Origin of the sequence: Myxococcus vastator (assembly GCF_010894475.1) — a bacterium.
GTDB classification, from domain to species: domain Bacteria; phylum Myxococcota; class Myxococcia; order Myxococcales; family Myxococcaceae; genus Myxococcus; species Myxococcus vastator.
In genome coordinates this window covers 1-16,689 of the sequence record NZ_JAAIYB010000159.1, presented here as the reverse complement: position 1 = coordinate 16,689, position 16,689 = coordinate 1, and the positions used below count along the sequence as shown (strand labels likewise).

The following is a 16,689-nucleotide window of genomic DNA, read 5'->3' as shown; positions in this document are numbered from 1 at the left end:
AGTCCAAGGGTAGGTGGGGGTCGGCAGCCTCGCATGGGGCCCCGGCCGGGCGGCAAGCGCCGCTTGCAAGCTGCAAGGAAACACCGCCCGTGATAGTTGGCCCCGGGTCATGACGAACGAGCTCCAAAGGGAGGTCGCCCGGCGGCGCACCTTCGCGATCATCTCCCACCCCGACGCGGGCAAGACGACCCTCACCGAGAAGCTGCTGCTCTACGGTGGCGCCATCCACCTTGCCGGCAGCGTGAAGGCCAAGCGGGCCCGGCGGCACGCCACGTCCGACTGGATGGAGCTGGAGAAGGAGCGCGGCATCTCCGTCACCTCCTCCGTCCTCCAGTTCTCCTACCGCGACCACGCGGTGAACCTGCTGGACACGCCGGGCCACCAGGACTTCTCCGAGGACACCTACCGCACCCTGGCCGCGGCGGACGCGGCGGTGATGCTCATCGACGCCGCCAAGGGCGTGGAGCCGCAGACCAAGAAGCTCTTCAAGGTCTGCCGCCTGCGGAACATCCCCATCTTCACCTTCGTCAACAAGCTGGACCGCTACGGCCGCGAGCCGCTGGACTTGATGAACGAGCTGGAGCAGGTGCTCGGCATCCGCTCCTACCCGATGAACTGGCCCATTGGCATGGGCCCGGACTTCCGCGGCGTCTATGACCGGCAGGCCCGCGTCGTCCACGTCTTCTCCGCCGAGGGCTCCCACGGCGAGTCCGAGGTGGGCGAGCGCTCGGTCTCCATCGACTCGGATGAAATCAAGACGGTCCTCACCGAGGCGGAGCTGGCGAAGCTGCATGAGGAAATCGAGCTGCTGGACATCGGCGGCGACGAGTTCACCCGCGAGAAGAGCGACACGGGGCAGCTGACGCCCATGTTCTTCGGCAGCGCGATGACCAACTTCGGCGTGCGCCCGTTCCTGGATGCCTTCCTGGACCTGGCCCCCGCGCCCACGTCGCGCGCGACGACGCAGGGGCCGCGCGAGCCCACCCACCCGAAGTTCGCCGGCTTCGTCTTCAAGATTCAGGCGAACATGGACCCCGCGCACCGCGACCGCATCGCGTTCATGCGCGTGGTGAGCGGCCGGTACGTGAAGGGCATGAGCGCCTTCCACTCGCGCCTGGGCAAGGAAGTCCGGCTGGCCAAGCCGAGCCAGTTCATGGCCGCCGAGCGCACCTCCATCGAGGACGCGTGGCCTGGGGACGTCATCGGCCTGTTCGACCCGGGGCAGTACCGCATCGGCGACACGCTGGCGGAGGGCACCGGCGTGGAGTTCGAGGGCGTGCCGCGCTTCAGCCCGGAGTTCTTCGCCGTCGTCCGCAGCAAGGATCCGCTCCGCCGCAAGCAGATGGAGAAGGGCCTGGAGCAGCTCTCCGAGGAGGGCACGGTGCAAATCTTCCAGCAGCTCCAGATGGGCATGAAGGACCCCATCGTCGGCGTGGTGGGCGCGCTCCAGTTCGAGGTCCTCCAGTACCGCCTGGAGCACGAGTACGGCGCGAAGATTGCCCTCGACCGGCTGCCCTTCAGTCATGCGCGCTGGGTGGTGGGCGCCAACTTCGACCCGAAGGCGTTCGACTGGGAAGGCAACCGGCAGACGGTGCAGGACCGGGACGGCTTGCCCCTGGTGCTCTTCCGGGATGACTGGGCGCTCCAGCACGCCGAGGACAAGCACCCGGAGCTGAAGTTCGTCTCCGAGGCCCCGCAGCTCCGGCAGGCCACGGTCCTGACGACGCCGGGCACCTGAGCCGGGCCGTCCCAGCCCCTCCGCGAGTGGACTTTCGCGAGGGGCTTCATTAAGCGAGGGGGGCTCTCCGCGTCGCACCGCGGCCGGCCCACTGCATGTCTGAGCGGCACCCCCTCCCTCGTGAAGCCGTGCGTGCCTGGCGCCAGCGCCAGGTGCCGCGCCCATCCTCTCCCGCGCTGCTGGACTTGTTCGAGCGAGGCTGCCAGGCGCTGTGGCGCCGTGGCCGTCTGGCCCTGGGTGAGGTCACCCTGGTGGTCATCCTGGAGCGGGTGCTCCAGCGGGTGGCCCAGGCCCATCCTCACCTGTCGGCGCTCGCCGTCACGTCGGAGGGCCTTCGCTTCGAGGGGCTGCATCCGGTCGTGGCGGAGCTCGAACCGGAGCGGCTGGAGGAGTCGCTGGTGGTCCTGGTCGAGGAGTGGCTGCGCGTCCTCGGGGCGCTGACAGGCGAGGTCCTCTCCGCCGCGCTCCTTGAGGCGCTGCTGGCCGTGGAGCGCCCCCGATGAAGGCGCCGAGGCGCCCAGCGGGGGATGCCTCCGCCCCCCCCGCACGTCCCGGCCTCCCGCCGGCGGCCCCGTCGCGCCTGGCGAATGCGAGGGCAGGCCCGCCGCCATCTGGCGCAGCTCCACGAGGTGGGGCAACTGCTCTGCGCTTCCGATGGCGTCGCGGCCAGCTTTCCCGCGCTGGTGGACCGCCTCTCCCGATGGCTGCCGGTCCGCGCCGCGCTCCTGCTGGAGGGGGTGGACGCGTCCGGAGTGCCCGTTCCGGAGCGGCCCTGGCTGATGGCGTGGCGTCCGTCCGCGGGCGCGGAGTCCCCTCCGTCCCAGGCCGTGGCGCATGCCGCCGCCGCGTACGCGTACCTCGTGGGCCTGGAGCGCGTCGCGCCGCAAGGGTGTGACGCCAGCGGAGGCGTGTTCGAAGCGGGACCGGCCCAGGCTCCGGGGACCGTCACCCTGCCCCTGGTGGCGAAGGACGGCGTCCTGGGCGTGCTCCACGTGGAGTCGGTGGAACTCGGGGAGGACGGGCTGTCGCTGCTGGACGCGGTGGCGAACCTGCTGGCCGTGGCCTTGGCCAGGGAGCATGTGCTGCGCCGCGAGGTGCGCCTGCGTGAGCGCGCGGAGGCGCTGTTCCTTCAGGCCCAGGAGGCCGTGCGCTGGCGTGACGAGCTGCTCACCGTCGTCTCCCATGACATCAAGACGCCGCTGCTCGCGGTGCGGATGAACGCGGAGATGATTCTGAATGCGGGCACGGCGCCGGAGAAGGAGCACCGGCGGCGCCGCTACCTGGAGAACATCGTCCTCGCCGAGCAGCAGATGAGCAGCCTCATCGGCAACCTGCTGGACCGGGCGCGCCTGCGCGGGATGCCCATTCCGCTGTTGCTCCAGCCCTTGCCGGTGGACGCCTTGCTGGCGCAGTCGCTGGAGGTGCTCCGGCCGCTCGCGCTGGAGAAGGGGCAACGCCTGACGGTGGCGCTGGCGCCGGGGTTGCCGCCGGTGCTCGCCGACCGCGAGCGCATCCTGCAGGTGCTGGCCAACCTGGTGAGCAACGCCATCAAGTTCACGCCCCCCGGCGGCGCCATCGAAGTGCGGGCCGGCCTGGTGGAGGGGGAGCGGGTGTGCGTCTTCGTGAAGGACTCCGGGCCCGGCATCCCCGCGGAGGACGCGCCGCACCTCTTCGAGCGCTTCTGGCGGGCCAGCCATTCACCGGGACGCGGCACGGGGCTGGGGCTGAGCATCGCCTGGAGCCTGGTGGCCGCGCACGGCGGGACGCTCGACGTGGAGAGCCGGGAAGGGCAGGGGAGCACCTTCTTCTTCACCCTGCCCGTGGCGCTGCGCTGAGGCGCCGCGGCTACTTGTAGGGCGCCACCGTGCCGCCGCGGAAGGCGGAGTCGCGCAGCACGAGCCCTTCCTTGCAGAGCCGCGCCGTCTTGGGGCCCACGTAGAAGCCCTTGGGCTCGCTCCTGCGGCACGTCTTCTTGATGTACTCCTCGACCTCCAGGAACATGCGCCGGAACTTGTCGGGCGCCGCGTTCTTCCGGCCCGTCTGCGCGGTGATGTCCAGCTCCGCCCACATCTTCCCGCTGAGCAGCTCGCCCTCTTCGTTGGGGCGGCAGCGCTCCATGAAGATGACGGGCGAGCGCACCTCGTCGATGCGCCAGTAGCCCTTGTCCGGGCCCCGCTTCACCTTGTCGACGATGGCCGGACCCAGCTCCGAGGCCACCATATAGAGGTCCTCCTGGGGGATGCGCTCCAGGTTCTCCATGTTCGCGCGGAAGGTCTCCCAATCCTGGGGGACGCGGCGGGGGTACACCTCCAGGACGAAGCGCTCCAGGAAGCGGAAGAAGGCGACTTCGTCCTCGGGGGACATGAAGAACTGAATGACGTTGGCCATCGCGCAGCCCTCATACCCCCGACTGCGTCTTTCGCGATAGTGCGCCGCGAAGCGGGCTATGAATCCGGGCATGGATACCTGGCTGCTGACCCGGATGCAGGAGCTTCGCGACCTTCAGGGCCTCATCGGCCTGGCCACCTGGGACATGGAGACGTACCTGCCCACCAAGGCCGGCCCCGCGCGCTCCCATCAGCTCTCCACCCTGCAGGGGCTGCATCATGAGCGTTTGGTGGACCCCCGGCTGGGGGAGGCCCTGGCCCAGGCGGCCTCGCGGGCGGACCTGTCCGACGATGCCCGGGCCATGGTGACGGTGCTGACGCGGGAGCGGGAGCGGGAGGTGCGCGTCCCGGCGCCTTTGGTGCGGGCGCTCGCGGGGGCCATCAGCGATGCCATCCCCGCCTGGCGGGAAGCCCGGCAGGCGAGGCGCTTCAGCGTCTTCCAGCCCGCGCTCCAGCGCCTGCTGTCGCTGCGCCGGGAGCAGGCGGATGCGTATGGCCATGACGGAGAGCGCTATGACGCGCTGCTGGAAGGCCATGAGCCGGGCATGCGCGTGGCGCGCCTGACGCCGGTGCTGTCCGCGCTGCGCGAGCACCTCATCCCCATGGTGGGCAAGCTCACCGCGGTGCGCCGGCCGGTGGCGCCCTTCCTGCTGGGCCGTCACTACGACAAGGACGCGCAGTGGGCCTTCACCCTGCGGCTGTTGAAGGACATCGGGTTCGACCTGGACGCGGGCCGGCAGGACCTGAGCATCCACCCGTTCACCGGGGGCACGCACCCGTTGGACGTGCGGCTCACCACGCACGTGGACACGGCCACGCCGTTCCCGTCCATCTTCAGCACCATCCATGAAGCCGGCCATGGTTTGTATGAGCAGGGCTTCGCGCCGGAGCTCCACCGCACGCCCCTGGCCGCCGCGCCTTCCATGGGGCTGCACGAGTCGCAGTCACGCCTGTGGGAGAACATGGTGGGCCGAAGCCTGCCTTTCTGGCGGCACTACCTCCCCGTGCTGCGCGCAGCCTTCCCGGAAGCCCTGTCCGGCACCGACGTGGAGACCTTCCACGGCGCGGTGAACGCGGTGGGGCCGTCGCTCATCCGCATCGAGTCGGACGAGGTGACGTACAACCTCCACATCGCGCTGCGCTACGAGCTGGAGCTGTTGCTGGTGCGCGACGAACTGCCGGTGGAGGACCTGCCCGCCGCGTGGAACGCGCGCATGGAGAAGTACCTGGGCCTCACCCCGCCGGACGACACGCAAGGCGTGCTCCAGGACATCCACTGGGCCTGGGGTGAGCTGGGCTACTTCCCCACGTACTCGCTGGGGAACCTGTACGCGGCGTCGCTCTATCGCGCCGCGAAGCGCGACCTGCCGGAGCTGGAGGACCACCTGGGCCGGGGCGAGCTGCTGCCGCTGCGTGACTGGCTGCGCACGCACGTGCACCAGCACGGCTTCCGCCTCTCCGCGGAGGAGCGCGTGAAGCAGGTGACGGGGCAGGGCCTCACGGACACGGACTTCCTGGCGTACCTGAAGGAGAAGTACGGCGCGCTCTACGGTGTCTCGCTTTGAGCGCTTGAGAGAGCGTGTGTCCGTCTGGAGGTGGCATTGATGCCACCTCGTGCCTCGGCCGTCCGTTCTGTGGTGGCCGAGGCGCAAGGCAAACCTGCTGCGCCGACGCAGGCGGATATCGCGAAGGAGTGGGAGTAGAGGTTCGCGGTGCGAATCATTGCCGGCGGCTTCGCGGGGCCTGGCGTGCGGGGGGCGTGTCTCCAAAACGCATGTATAGACATGCATGAAGGCGTGCCTGAGGTCGCCGTGACCCATCGCTGATGCGTGGAATACCTTATTGCGTCCGGCGCATCGACGGTCATCGCGAACTCAGTGGGCCTGTCAGGCTTTGCGAGGTCTGCCGTCATTGCGTGGCCGTGGGCACGGGTGTTTCGAGTCCATGTTTGCAATGCATTGCGCGGCAACCGCACTTGTCGTATCGGACCCGCGCGGAGGGGGAACATTCATGAGAATCCTGAGTCGAGTTGGGCTGATGTGGGCGGTCGGCGCGCTGGTGGCGGCGTGCAACAGCGAGGGACCGTCCGGGAACGCAGGTGAAACCGAATCCGTCCGAATGGAAATCTCCCTGGCGGGGGATGCCTGCGGCGTCACGACCGCGGAGGCCACCGTTTCCGCGCAGGACCTTCCGGTCATCGGGCCCGTTCCACTCCTGGTCGACGGCACAGCCATCCGGGGACAGGTGTCCGAGGTGCCCGCGGGAACCGGTCGGGAAGTGCGTGTGATTGCGTACAACGCGTCCATGCTGGAGGTGTACGCGGGCAGCGCTGTGGTCGACGTCGTGGCCGGCGAGGTGGTTTCGGCGAGCCTCGTGCTGCAGCGCAACCCGGTCAACTGCCCGGGCGCCACCACGGGTGGCATCGACATCTCGGGGCAACTGGAGACGGGGGAGCCCTCGCCGGATGGCGGCAGTGATGGCGGGGTGGACCCGGATGCGGGCGTCGTGCTGGGCGGGGCCGCGTTCGCCTTCACCTACCAGGACGCGACGCTGACGGGTGATGGCGTCATCCACTTCCTGGACGGCGACGCGGATCGCATCCGTCGCCTCGACCTGACGACCCGGAGCTTCCTGTCCGCTCACGTCGGGACGGGTGATGCAACCTCGATGGCGGTCGCTCCGGACGGCCAGACCGCATACCTGGCCTACATGGGAGGGCGCATCGACGCCTTCACTTCGACGGAGGGGGGCACGGCCCGCTTCTTCGCCGCGGCGCCTGCGTCGGTGTCGCGCATGGTGGTCGCGGACCGCTACCTGTTTACCATTGATGGCTCCGGGGCCTGGGGGACGCATGCGCTCTATCAGCGGTCCACGGGCGCTCGGGTCGCGGCGGTGGATTGGAGGAACAGCGCGGTGAGCCTGCTGTTCTCGGAGGCGAACAACACCATCTACTTCGCCGACAGCGGCATCTCGCCGCAGGACCTGAACCGGGTTCAGGTGGACATGGAGGCGGGGACGCTGGGCGCTGAAATCGACTCGCCCTACCATGGTGCCTACAACCTGAGGGCGCCGCTGCGGCTGTGGCCGGATGGCTCCGCGGTCGTGACGGGGAGTGGCCTCCTCTTCAACACGGCGGACCTGACGTACCGCACCAGCATTGGCCTGTCGTTCGTGGACATCGCCTTCCACGGTGAGCGCCTCTACCTCATCGACACCGTGGGAGACAGGACGCAGCTGCGGGTGCTCAGCCGCCAGTTCGACATCCTCTCGGCCGCGTACTACCCGGGAACGGCCCAGCGGGTCTTCGTGCACAACGGCCAGTTGGTGCTGCTCACCTCGACGGGGAGCAATGGATTCCAGGCGCGTCTGCTGGACCTGTAGTCCCGGCGTCAGCGTGAACGCTGGTTCGTGATACCGGGGCGCGGGAGGAGCGACTCTCCTCCCGCGCCCCGTCGTTCGTGACGCTCCCGAGGCGGCGCGGCATGTCCTCCAGCGCGCCATCGGCATCGTCCAGGCCCAGCCGGGCCATGAGCAACAACAGGTGGACGCCCTCAACGAGCTGCTGTCTGGGATTCCTGTCCAGCAGGCCGCTTGACCGCACCCGCGGCAGCGCGGGAACGGTCCTCGAATTTCGAGCAACCGGAGGGCGGACGCCCAGGGGACCGCCAAATCGTCTGCCATTTGGCTGCGCCGACCGCTATCTTCACGACAGCACCCGGGCCGGCGCGTGCGCTCGTGAGGAAGTCATTGATGCCTGCCCGCCTGATGACGTCTGTCCTGGTGCTCAGCCTGCTGATGCCTGCTATTGCGAAGTCGGAGGCACCGTCGCCGCCGGAGTGGGGCGTTCTGCTCTCCGGCGGCGGAGGCCTCTTCGCCGGCAAAAACGCTGCCAGTCGCGGTGGCCTCCTGAGCGCGCAGTTGTTCGTGGTGACCCCGCTCGATTTGGAGGTCGGTCTGACGCTGCAGTGGGGCCGCATCTTCAAGACGTCCCTCGCGGCGGACCTGGACAATGGGGATCCCGGGCAGCGCGAACTCCGACAGTATCCGCGGGGCGCATTCCGGGGCCTTGCCGGAGAGGCGCGCTACCGCTTCCTGCGGACGCGGCGTGTGTCGCCCTGGGTGGCGCTTCGCGTGGGGCGAAGCACCTCCACCAAGATTGATTCAGATGCCTATGTTTCCCGCCTGTACACCAACACGCATCTCGCGCTTGCCGCGGGTGCTGGAATGGACGTCCGCATTCATGGCTCCCTGGGCGTCACCCTGGCGGGCTACTACCAGCGCTGCGACATCAACACGAAGCCCGCAGACAACGTCTGTACAGGCGCGGGCCCCACGCTGGTGCTCAGCCCGCACCTGCGCTTCTGACTCAGGCGAAGAGCAGGGGCCTGCACGCGCGGGCCAGGTGCAGCGCGTCCCGCGCGAGCGTGTACGAGTCCCGGTCCTCCGCGTCCAGCCACGCGGCCCGGGCCACCAGGTTGGCCAGGTCGAAGCACAGGCTCGCGGTGCGGCGGGCCAGCCGGCTCTCCTTCTGGAGTGCACGCGCATTGAGTTCGCACAGCTCGGCACACTGGCGAAGCAGGCGTACCACCTCACCGGACAGCGGCTCCCCACGCGCTACCCGGCGGGCCATGCCCGCTTCGCAGGAAACCTGACACTGGAGGCTCGCGGCGATGCACCGGGACACATCCGCGTGCGCACCACCGATTCTGGCTGCCAGCATCGAGACCTCCTTCATCCAAAGCGACGACAAAGGTATGCACGAGCCGTCTGACGGCAACCTGAAGTGGGGTGCCCCGCGGTACGTGCTAATCGATGGAACATGCCCAAGCTCACCCTCGTTCCTCCCGAAGTCGAGGCGTACGCGGACGCGCACACCACGGCACCCGCGCCCCTCTTCGATGAGCTCCGTGCTGTCACGTACGCGCGGATGTCCTCTCCCCACATGCAGGTCGGGGCCGTGGAAGGCACCTTCCTGCGCATGCTGGTCGCGTTGACGGGGGCGCGGCGGGTGTTGGAAATCGGCACCTCCAGGGGCCGTTCGACCTGGCGTTCATCGACGCGGACAAGCCGAGCTACGCCGCCTACTGGGACGCGGTGTTGCCACTGCTGCGGCCGGGCGGGCTCCTCATCGCGGACAACGTCCTGTGGTCGGGCCGGGTGCTCCAACCGGAGGCCCTCAATGACCATGCGATGGTCGACTTCAACGCGAAGGTGACGGCGGACCCTCGCGTGGAGCACGTCCTGCTGACGGTGCGGGACGGGATGATGCTCGCGCGCAAGCGCTGACGTCACGGGTGTGTTGTGGCGAGCAAGCGCCCCCCGGCCAGCCGGACGAGCCCATGCCCACAGTGAACTACTAATTCTTCCTGAATTAGTAGTTCTGTAGTAGTTCAGGATCCTTGCCCCGCTGGAGAGGTCCTCATGCGCCTTCCTTCAACGCCGCCAGAGCTGATGGCTGCACTGCGGACCGTCTGGAGCGGGGATCGAAAGCGCTTCGATCATTTCCTCGCCCACAGCGTGAAGTCCGAAGTCGGTGGAAGGTACCTGCACTGGGACGAGCTGCGGCGGCGGCCGCCTCCTGACGGACTGACGTCCGAGGAGTGGTGGGCAGGCATCAGCATGGCTCGGAGCGTCCTCAGAACGGAGGTTCCCTTCAAGGATGATACAGGCCGCGGGTTTCATTTCGCGCGAACCGATAGCCTCATGCTCGCGCTGCACCGAATCGACCGTGAAATGGGCGGGCGGTTGGAGGTTGCTGACCCGCAGTTGGCCAACCGGGAGGTGCGCGACCGCTACATCGTTCGCTCGCTCATGGAAGAGGCGATTACGTCGAGCCAGCTCGAAGGTGCTTCGACGACTCGCCAGGTCGCGAAGGACATGCTCATGCAGGGGAGGCCGCCGCGAACGAAGGACGAGCGGATGATCTACAACAACTTCCATGCGATGGAGGTGCTTCGCGAAAAAGCGCGCGAGCCACTCACCGAGGCGTTTCTGCTCGAACTCCATGAACTCATCACCCGGGATACCCTGAACGAACCTGGCGATGCGGGGCGGCTGCGGCGCTCAGACGAAACCATCACCGTGCAGGACCGTAGCAGCGGCCAGACGCTTCACATTCCGCCGAAGGCGGGGGAGCTTCCCGCGCGAATCAAGGCGCTCTGCGCCTTCGCGAACGAAGACGCGGGCGATGCCTTCATTCACCCGGTGGTTCGAGCCATCGTGCTGCACTTCATGCTCGCGTATGACCATCCATTTGTAGATGGAAATGGCCGCACCGCACGTGCGCTCTTTTACTGGAGCATGATCCGTCAGCGGTACTGGCTCGCGGAGTTTCTTTCCATCTCCCGCATCATTCAGCGCGCACCCAGGCGGTATGGCGAGGCCTTCCTTCATGTTGAGACAGACAGGGGAGACCTCACCTACTTCCTGCTTCATCAGGTGGAAGCCATCATTCAGGCTACGCAACAACTCTATGAATATCTAGAGCTCAAGAGTAAGGAGTTGCGTGAGGTCGAGCTGATACTGCGGGATGGTGAGAACATCAACCATCGTCAGTTGGCGCTTCTCGAGTACGTGTTGCGTCACCCTGGGACGAGATACACCATCGAGAGCTACCGTCGTCAGCATCGAGTTGTCTATCAGACAGCGCGTCAGGACCTGCTCTCGCTGGAGTCGGCCGGCTATCTGCAGAAGAAAAAGATGGGGCGCTCCTATACGTTCTCGGCTGTTCCGCAGCTTGAACGCATGCTGCGTGCGAAGCGCGCTTGATGAGCGTGCCCGCCTGCACCGCGCGACGCCTTGTGGAGTTCGAACAGGCTGATGCTCGCGCGCAAGCGCTGATGTCAGTAGCGGCGCAGGAAGCGCTCCAGGCCGGGGCGCAGGGCCTCGCGCTGGGCGATGCACAAGTCCACGCGCTCCAGCGCCTGCGCCAGGGCGCGCTCACCCCCTTCGAAGGTGGGCGCGTAGGGCGCGAAGAAGGCCGCGAACCGCGCGCGGTGTTCGGCGTCGCAGAAGAAGCCGCCGGTGCCCAGCAGCCAGGGCGCGATGTCCCGAGGCAGCCGCTCCCGGAGCGTCTCGAAGTGCTCGCGCAGGAAGTCGAACGCGCCCGCGCGGGTGGACGGCGCTTCGAGCTGCCGGAAGAGGATGGGCAGGGCCTCCCGCGTGTCCACGTCCGGCGCCAGCAGCAGGGCCCGGCTGGCGCTGGCGAGCGCGCCATCCTGGAAGCCCCCCAGGGCGGCGAAGAGCAGGTCCCGCTCACGGCGCTCCGTGGTGGTGCGCAGGGCTTCGAGCATGCGCTGGTGCAAGGCCGCGTCCCCCGAGGCCGCGGCGGTGCCCAGCACGCCCTGGGCCGCGTCCATGGGCAGTGAGCCCCGGTCCTCCAGCCACCGCAGCGCCAGCTTCCGGGCCTCGGTCCGCAGGAGGGCGTCCTCGCCGGACTGGGCCACCATCCACACCAGCCGGGGCCGCAGCATGCGCACGTCGTCGCTTTCGCCCGGGCGCGGCACGAAGCCCAACTGGCGCGCCTGGCCGCCAAAGAGGCCGCGAACGAAGCGCGCCCGGTTCGGCCACGCGGACCGCGGGACGAAGTCATCCCGCACGCTGGCGACCAGGGCCGCCGCGCCCATGACGAGGTCCGGGTCGTCCGCGCGCAGCAGGCGGGTGGCCAGCGTCAGGGCCTGGGCCACGTCCAGGTCGCCACTGGCCACCAGGGCCTCGGCGTCATCCAGCAGGACCCGGCGCTCGGCGACGCTGAGGCCCTTGCCTCTCTGCCGCGTCAGCCGCTCCAGCGCGTCACCGCGCAGCAGCGCGTGGTAGTAGCCGCGGCCTTCCGCGTTGGGGTGGACCCAGGCCGGGCAGACCTTCGCGTCCTCCAGCGGCAGCGTGCCCGTGGGCTCCGAGAGCACCGTGCAGGCGCGACCCTCCGTGCCCCCGGCGGCATAGCGCACGCACACCGGCACCCGCCACGCCTGCGCCTCGCCGCGTCCGCCCGGCGAGCCCAGGGGGAGATAGCGCCGCTGCTCCAAAGCCAGCCGGGGTGGCCCCTCCCTGGGGCACTCCAGCGTCATCGCGACGCGCGGCGCGCCCGGCTGGTCCAGGAAGGAGGAGAAGGCGGGCGCCACGTCCTTGCCGGTGGCCTGGGTGAGGGCTCCGAAGAAGTCCGAGGTGGTGGCGGTGCCCCTCGCGTGGGTGTCCAGGTAGTGCCGCACGCCTTGCTGGAAGGCGTCGGGGCCCACCCAGGACTCGAACATGGCCAGCACCGCGGCGCCCTTGTTGTAGGTGATGCCGTCGAAGGCGGAGTGGACGTCGCCCGGCACTGCGATGGGCTGCCGGACACTGCGCGCGCTGACGAGCCGGTCCTCCACCAGGGCATCGCCTCGCGCCTCCACGCGGCGCACGTCACCACGCCATTCGGGCTTCCACTGCGTGACGACTTTGTAGGCGAGCCAGTCCGCGAAGGACTCGTTGAGCCACAAGTCATCCCACCACGCGGGCGTGACGAGGTTGCCGAACCACTGGTGGGCCAGCTCGTGCGCCTGCGTCAGCGCGAAGTAGCGCTGGCGCCACAGGGAGTCCCCCTCCACGGGGCCCAGCATGAGCGGAGCGCTGAAGGTGATGAGGCCCGGGTGCTCCATGGCGCCCCCCTGCGTGCCGGGCAGGGCCAGCACGTCCAGCTTCGCGTAGGGGTAGGGCGTGCCGAACCACGTCTCCAACTGCTCCAGCAGCGGGGGCGTGGCCCGCGCGGCCCAGGCCGTCTCCGCGGCGCGGCCCCGCGGCACCAGCATCCGCACCGGCACGCGGCGCTGGCCCGCGACGCCCGCGTCCACGGCCTGGAAGGGCCCCACCGCGAAGGCGACCAGGTAGGAGGGCAGCGGGGGCGTCGTCTGGAAGCGCACCGTCTTCCAGCCATCCGGCCCCTGCGTCTCCGCCTCTACCGGTGAGTTGGCGAAGGCGCCGTCCTCCTCGCGCACGCGCAGGGTGAGCCGCCAGGGAATCTTGAACGCGGGCTCGTCGAAGCAGGGGAAGGCGCGCCGCGCCGCCAGCGGCTGGAACTGCGTCATCGCGTACCAGCGCCCCGCGTCCAACTCGCGGTAGACGCCCGAGCTCTCCCGGGCACGCGCCCGGCCCGTGTACGCCACTCGCAGGGTGACGGTGCCAGGGCCCACCGCCTCACGCGGGAGGAAGACGAGCGTGTCGCCGATGGGCAGCGTGGAGGTCCTCACCCGCGCGCCGGCCACGATGAAGGCCGCGTCCTTCACGGAGAGCTCCTCGCCGTGCAGCCACACCTCGTGCGTGGCCTGGGGCAGCTCGATTTCGATGTCCGTCGTCCCGCTGAACAGCTCCCGCCGCGGGTCCAGCTCCAGCGTCACCGTCTGCCGCACGGGCCGCACGGCCGGGGACAGCCGCAGGCCCGGTGGGGTGAGGACGGGGGCCTGCTCCTCGGGTGTCACGGCCCGCGCGACAGGGCGAACAGCGGCGGACGGCGTGGGGGCGGGCGGAGGCCGCGAGCCCGCACAGGCGCCGAGGCAGAGGACGAGCAGCGGAAGGATGAAGGGTCGGCACCGCACCGGGAGCATCTCCAGCCGCGGCACGAAGGGGGCGCGCGGGCGGACATTCTCCATGACGGGCGTCAGGGCCGCGAGCACGTCGCGGCCTCGACGTCATGTCAGGCGTTGAGGACGGGGAAGGCGGCCAGCAGTTCCACGAGCGAGGGGCCGTACAGCCGCGCCCGCTTCTCCCCGAAGTAGGGCACGTGCGCCAGCGCCTCCACGTCCTTCGGGGGCTGCGAGGCCAGCGCGTCCATCAGCGGATTGGTCAGCACCACGCTGGGCGTCACCTTTCGCTCGGTGGCCTTCTCGACGCGGAAGGCCTTGAGGGCCTCCTCGCGCTTGCGCTTGTTGGCGTCCTTGGGGCCCTTGGGCTCGCGCTCCGGCGCCAGCTCGCCCCGGCGCGACTTCTCCAGCAGGTCGCGCACCACGGCCAGGAGCTCCTCCCCGTGCGTGCGGATGAAGGAGCCCCGCACGCCGGCCATGCGCGCCAGCTCCTTGGGGTTGGTGGGCAGCTTCACCGCGATGTCACCCAGCGCCATGTTGGAGAGCATCCGTCCCATGGGGACGTTGTCCTGCTCCGCCCACTCCAGCCGCTTGCGGTGCAGGGCCTGGGCAATGGCGTGGGCCAGCGTCAGCTGCGTGGGGTTCAGCCCGGCGCGGGGCAGCTTGGGCTTGAAGTCCGCGCCCACGTCGGGGCGCGCCACGGCCTCGTCGCACAGGCGGTCGCAGTCCAGGAGGACCTCCTCCAGGATGTCGGCCTCGCGGCAGGCGTCGCGCACCTGGCGGCCCAGCTCACACAGGTAGCGCACGTCGTTGGCGATGTACTCCCGCATGCCCGGGGGCAGGGGGCGGATGGAGAAGTCCGACTGCTGGTGCTCCTTCGGCAGCTCCACGCCCAGCCGTTCCCGGGCGAGGTCGGCCAGGCCTACCTTGGGCCACCCCAGCAGGGTGGCCGCCCGGTGGGTGTCGAAGAGGCCCTGCACCCGGACGCCCACCTCGGCGAGGAACTGGAGGTCGCCCTGGGCGGCGTGGAAGAACTTGGTGCGCGCCGGGTCGGCCATCAGCGGGGCGAGCATGCCCGGCACCACGCCTGGCTGGAGCGTGTCCAACAGGAAGACCTGGTCGTCGGTGGCGAGCTGGAGGAAGCACAGCCGGGCGCGGAAGGCGTGCATGGAGTCCGCCTCCAGGTCCACGGCGATTTCGCGCGCGGCTTCCAGCGTGCGGGTCGCTTGCTCTTCTCCAGAGGCATCTACTACGTCAACGGCACCTTGCGGGTAGGTCGGCATCGCGGGGGGCAGGCTAGCGGACCGGGCCTTGGGATTGAGGTGTTTTTTCCCGGGCCGCCGCTAGGATGGCCGCGCCGATGAACGACGTCCAGCGCCTGGAAAAGAGTTTGCTTGGCCACATGGGCCGAGCCATCGCGGACCACCGCCTCATTGAGGACGGGGACCGCATCATGGTGGGCGTGTCCGGAGGCAAGGACTCCTACACGATGCTGCACCTCCTGCGGGAGCTCCAGCGCCGCGCGCCCGTGAAGTTCGAGTTGCTGGCGGTGAACCTGGACCAGGGCCACCCCGGCTTCCCAGCGGACAAGCTGGAGGCGTACTTCCAGCGTGAGGGCTACCCGTACAAGCTGTTGAAGGAGGACACCTACAGCATCGTCCTGGAGAAGACGCCTCCGGGGAAGACGCAGTGCTCGGTGTGCTCGCGCATGCGGCGCGGCATCCTCTACACGGCGGCGGTGGAGCTGGGGTGCACCAAGATTGCCCTGGGCCACCACCGCGACGACCTCATCCACACGCTGCTGCTCAACCTCTTCTTCGCCGGCTCCATCAAGGCGATGCCGCCGCTCTTGCGCAGCGATGACGGGCGCAACGTGGTCATCCGCCCGCTGTGCTACGCGCCGGAGAAGGACATCGCGAAGTTCGCGGAGTTGATGGCCTTCCCCATCATCCCGTGCGATTTGTGCGGCACGCAGGAGAACCTCCAGCGCAAGCGGATGCAGCGGCTGATGGAGGAGCTGGGCAAGGAGATTCCCAACGTCCGCCAAAGCGTCCTCAACGCCATGGCGAACGTGCGGCCGAGTCACCTGCTGGACAAGACGCTCAACCCCGACCCGCTGCACGCCAGCGAGGAAGGGGCTACGACGACCGAACCGAAGGACACGCAAGGGAGCGCCAGCCCATGGCTCGAGAGCAGGCAGTGAAGGCGCGGAACGACCGCAACGGCGCACTGGTGGAGGCGATGCTGCTGGCCGCGATGGCCGACGGGCGCGTCTCGCAGCGGGAGATGCAGACGCTCCTCAGCCGCGTGCTGGAGCGCCCGGAGTTCGAGGGCACCCGCCCGGACGAGCTCAACGCCCTGGTGGAGACCAGCGCCGCGCGGCTGTCGGAGGCCCGGAACCTGGAGGACGTGCTCGCGTCGCTGCGGCGCCGGCTGCCGGACCACAAGAACCGGATGCTGGCCTTCGGGCTGGCGGCGGCGGTGGCCCTGGCGGACCAGCGCGCCACGCGGGACGAGCTGGGCCTGCTCAAGACGTTCCAGGCCGCGCTGGGCATCTCCGAGGACGAGGTGGCGCAAATCATCGACGTCATCGAGAACGGCGGCAGCCTGGCGGAGGCGCTGGGCGAGCCGCTGGAGCGCCTGTTCGCGGAGGTCATGGTGCTGGTGAGCGCCGCGGACGGGAAGCTCCAGGAGGCGGAGGCCCGGGCGCTGGTGGAGAGCTTCGCGGCGGACCCCCTCTTCGAGAACGTCAGCCCCGAGCGCGCCCAGAGCTTCGTCAGCGAGTCCGTGTCGGCCCTGGCCGCCGAGGGCCTGCCCCAGCGGCTCCAGGTGCTGGCCCACGGCCTGACGACGCACACCCAGCGGGTGAAGGCCTTCCGGCTGGCCACCAAGATTGCCCACGCGGGGGGCGCCCCGAGCCATCCCGAGCAGCGAATCCTGGATATGCTCCAGGCCACCTTCGGCCTGGCCGACGATGAAGTGGCGCGCCTGGGCAGGGAGGGGTAGTTAGGGG

14 protein-coding genes and 1 pseudogene are annotated in these 16,689 nt (G+C 69.2%); 11 read left to right on the top strand and 4 right to left on the bottom strand.

The features are described from left to right. Nucleotides 1-109 precede the first annotated feature (109 nt). The 3 genes from G4D87_RS17480 to G4D87_RS17470 all read left to right on the top strand — a co-directional run bounded on the left by G4D87_RS17480 (nucleotide 110) and on the right by G4D87_RS17470 (nucleotide 3,573). The gene (locus G4D87_RS17480; RefSeq protein WP_163783203.1) at nucleotides 110-1,738 is read left to right on the top strand and encodes a peptide chain release factor 3; all 1,629 of its coding nucleotides are present in this window, start codon (nucleotides 110-112) and stop codon (nucleotides 1,736-1,738) included. 95 nt (nucleotides 1,739-1,833) lie between these two features. Then, nucleotides 1,834-2,241, top strand: coding sequence for a hypothetical protein (locus G4D87_RS17475; protein ID WP_163783202.1), 408 nt, complete (start codon nucleotides 1,834-1,836; stop codon nucleotides 2,239-2,241). Nucleotides 2,242-2,325: 84 nt separating this feature from the next. Then, entirely contained in the window at nucleotides 2,326-3,573 is a 1,248-nt protein-coding gene (locus G4D87_RS17470; RefSeq protein WP_240358355.1) for a sensor histidine kinase, read from the top strand. A gap of 10 nt (nucleotides 3,574-3,583) precedes the next feature. Here the strand turns inward: G4D87_RS17470 and G4D87_RS17465 are convergent, their stop codons facing one another. Beyond that, complete coding sequence (locus tag G4D87_RS17465; protein ID WP_176411397.1) at nucleotides 3,584-4,126, bottom strand: hypothetical protein; 543 nt, start codon at nucleotides 4,124-4,126, stop codon at nucleotides 3,584-3,586. A gap of 70 nt (nucleotides 4,127-4,196) precedes the next feature. On the opposite strand from G4D87_RS17465, the gene G4D87_RS17460 reads away from it, so the two are divergent. From G4D87_RS17460 to G4D87_RS17445, 3 genes are all read left to right on the top strand, one after another. Continuing rightward, nucleotides 4,197-5,690: a carboxypeptidase M32 gene (locus G4D87_RS17460; RefSeq protein WP_240358354.1), complete on the top strand. Its 1,494-nt coding sequence runs from the start codon at nucleotides 4,197-4,199 to the stop codon at nucleotides 5,688-5,690. Nucleotides 5,691-6,243: 553 nt separating this feature from the next. Then, nucleotides 6,244-7,506 carry an NHL repeat-containing protein gene (locus G4D87_RS17455; protein WP_240358353.1) on the top strand — a complete coding sequence of 421 codons (1,263 nt, stop codon included), beginning with the start codon at nucleotides 6,244-6,246 and terminating at the stop codon, nucleotides 7,504-7,506. 369 nt (nucleotides 7,507-7,875) lie between these two features. Then, the gene (locus G4D87_RS17445) at nucleotides 7,876-8,490 is read left to right on the top strand and encodes a hypothetical protein (protein ID WP_176411395.1); all 615 of its coding nucleotides are present in this window, start codon (nucleotides 7,876-7,878) and stop codon (nucleotides 8,488-8,490) included. A 1-nt stretch (nucleotide 8,491) separates the two neighbouring features. Here the strand turns inward: G4D87_RS17445 and G4D87_RS17440 are convergent, their stop codons facing one another. Further along, complete coding sequence (locus G4D87_RS17440; RefSeq protein ID WP_240358352.1) at nucleotides 8,492-8,845, bottom strand: four-helix bundle copper-binding protein; 354 nt, start codon at nucleotides 8,843-8,845, stop codon at nucleotides 8,492-8,494. A 99-nt stretch (nucleotides 8,846-8,944) separates the two neighbouring features. Between G4D87_RS17440 and G4D87_RS40120 the strand changes: the two are divergent. The 3 genes and pseudogenes from G4D87_RS40120 to G4D87_RS17430 all read left to right on the top strand — a co-directional run. Next, nucleotides 8,945-9,109: pseudogene (locus tag G4D87_RS40120) on the top strand (methyltransferase); the annotation flags it as partial. Nucleotides 9,110-9,222: 113 nt separating this feature from the next. Then, nucleotides 9,223-9,411 (top strand): O-methyltransferase, encoded by a 189-nt coding sequence (locus tag G4D87_RS39435; RefSeq protein ID WP_240358351.1) that lies wholly within the window; start codon nucleotides 9,223-9,225, stop codon nucleotides 9,409-9,411. 135 nt (nucleotides 9,412-9,546) lie between these two features. After that, nucleotides 9,547-10,893, top strand: a complete 1,347-nt coding sequence (locus G4D87_RS17430) for a Fic family protein (RefSeq protein ID WP_163783197.1) — start codon at nucleotides 9,547-9,549, stop codon at nucleotides 10,891-10,893. A gap of 74 nt (nucleotides 10,894-10,967) precedes the next feature. On the opposite strand, the gene G4D87_RS17425 is transcribed toward G4D87_RS17430, so the two are convergent. Together G4D87_RS17425 and G4D87_RS17420 are read right to left on the bottom strand one after the other, a co-directional pair. Further along, entirely contained in the window at nucleotides 10,968-13,745 is a 2,778-nt protein-coding gene (locus G4D87_RS17425; RefSeq protein WP_240358350.1) for a M1 family metallopeptidase, read from the bottom strand. 44 nt (nucleotides 13,746-13,789) lie between these two features. After that, on the bottom strand, nucleotides 13,790-14,959 hold the full coding sequence (locus G4D87_RS17420; RefSeq protein WP_163783196.1) for a ribonuclease D: 1,170 nt from the start codon (nucleotides 14,957-14,959) through the stop codon (nucleotides 13,790-13,792). Between the two features lie 65 nt (nucleotides 14,960-15,024). Here G4D87_RS17420 and ttcA point away from each other — a divergent pair, with 65 nt between their 5' ends. Together ttcA and G4D87_RS17410 are read left to right on the top strand one after the other, a co-directional pair. Continuing rightward, the gene (gene ttcA / locus G4D87_RS17415) at nucleotides 15,025-15,879 is read left to right on the top strand and encodes a tRNA 2-thiocytidine(32) synthetase TtcA (RefSeq protein ID WP_011555929.1); all 855 of its coding nucleotides are present in this window, start codon (nucleotides 15,025-15,027) and stop codon (nucleotides 15,877-15,879) included. After that, on the top strand, nucleotides 15,858-16,682 hold the full coding sequence (locus G4D87_RS17410) for a TerB family tellurite resistance protein (protein ID WP_163783195.1): 825 nt from the start codon (nucleotides 15,858-15,860) through the stop codon (nucleotides 16,680-16,682). The genes ttcA and G4D87_RS17410 overlap by 22 nt, the downstream gene beginning before the upstream one ends. Nucleotides 16,683-16,689: the final 7 nt, after the last annotated feature.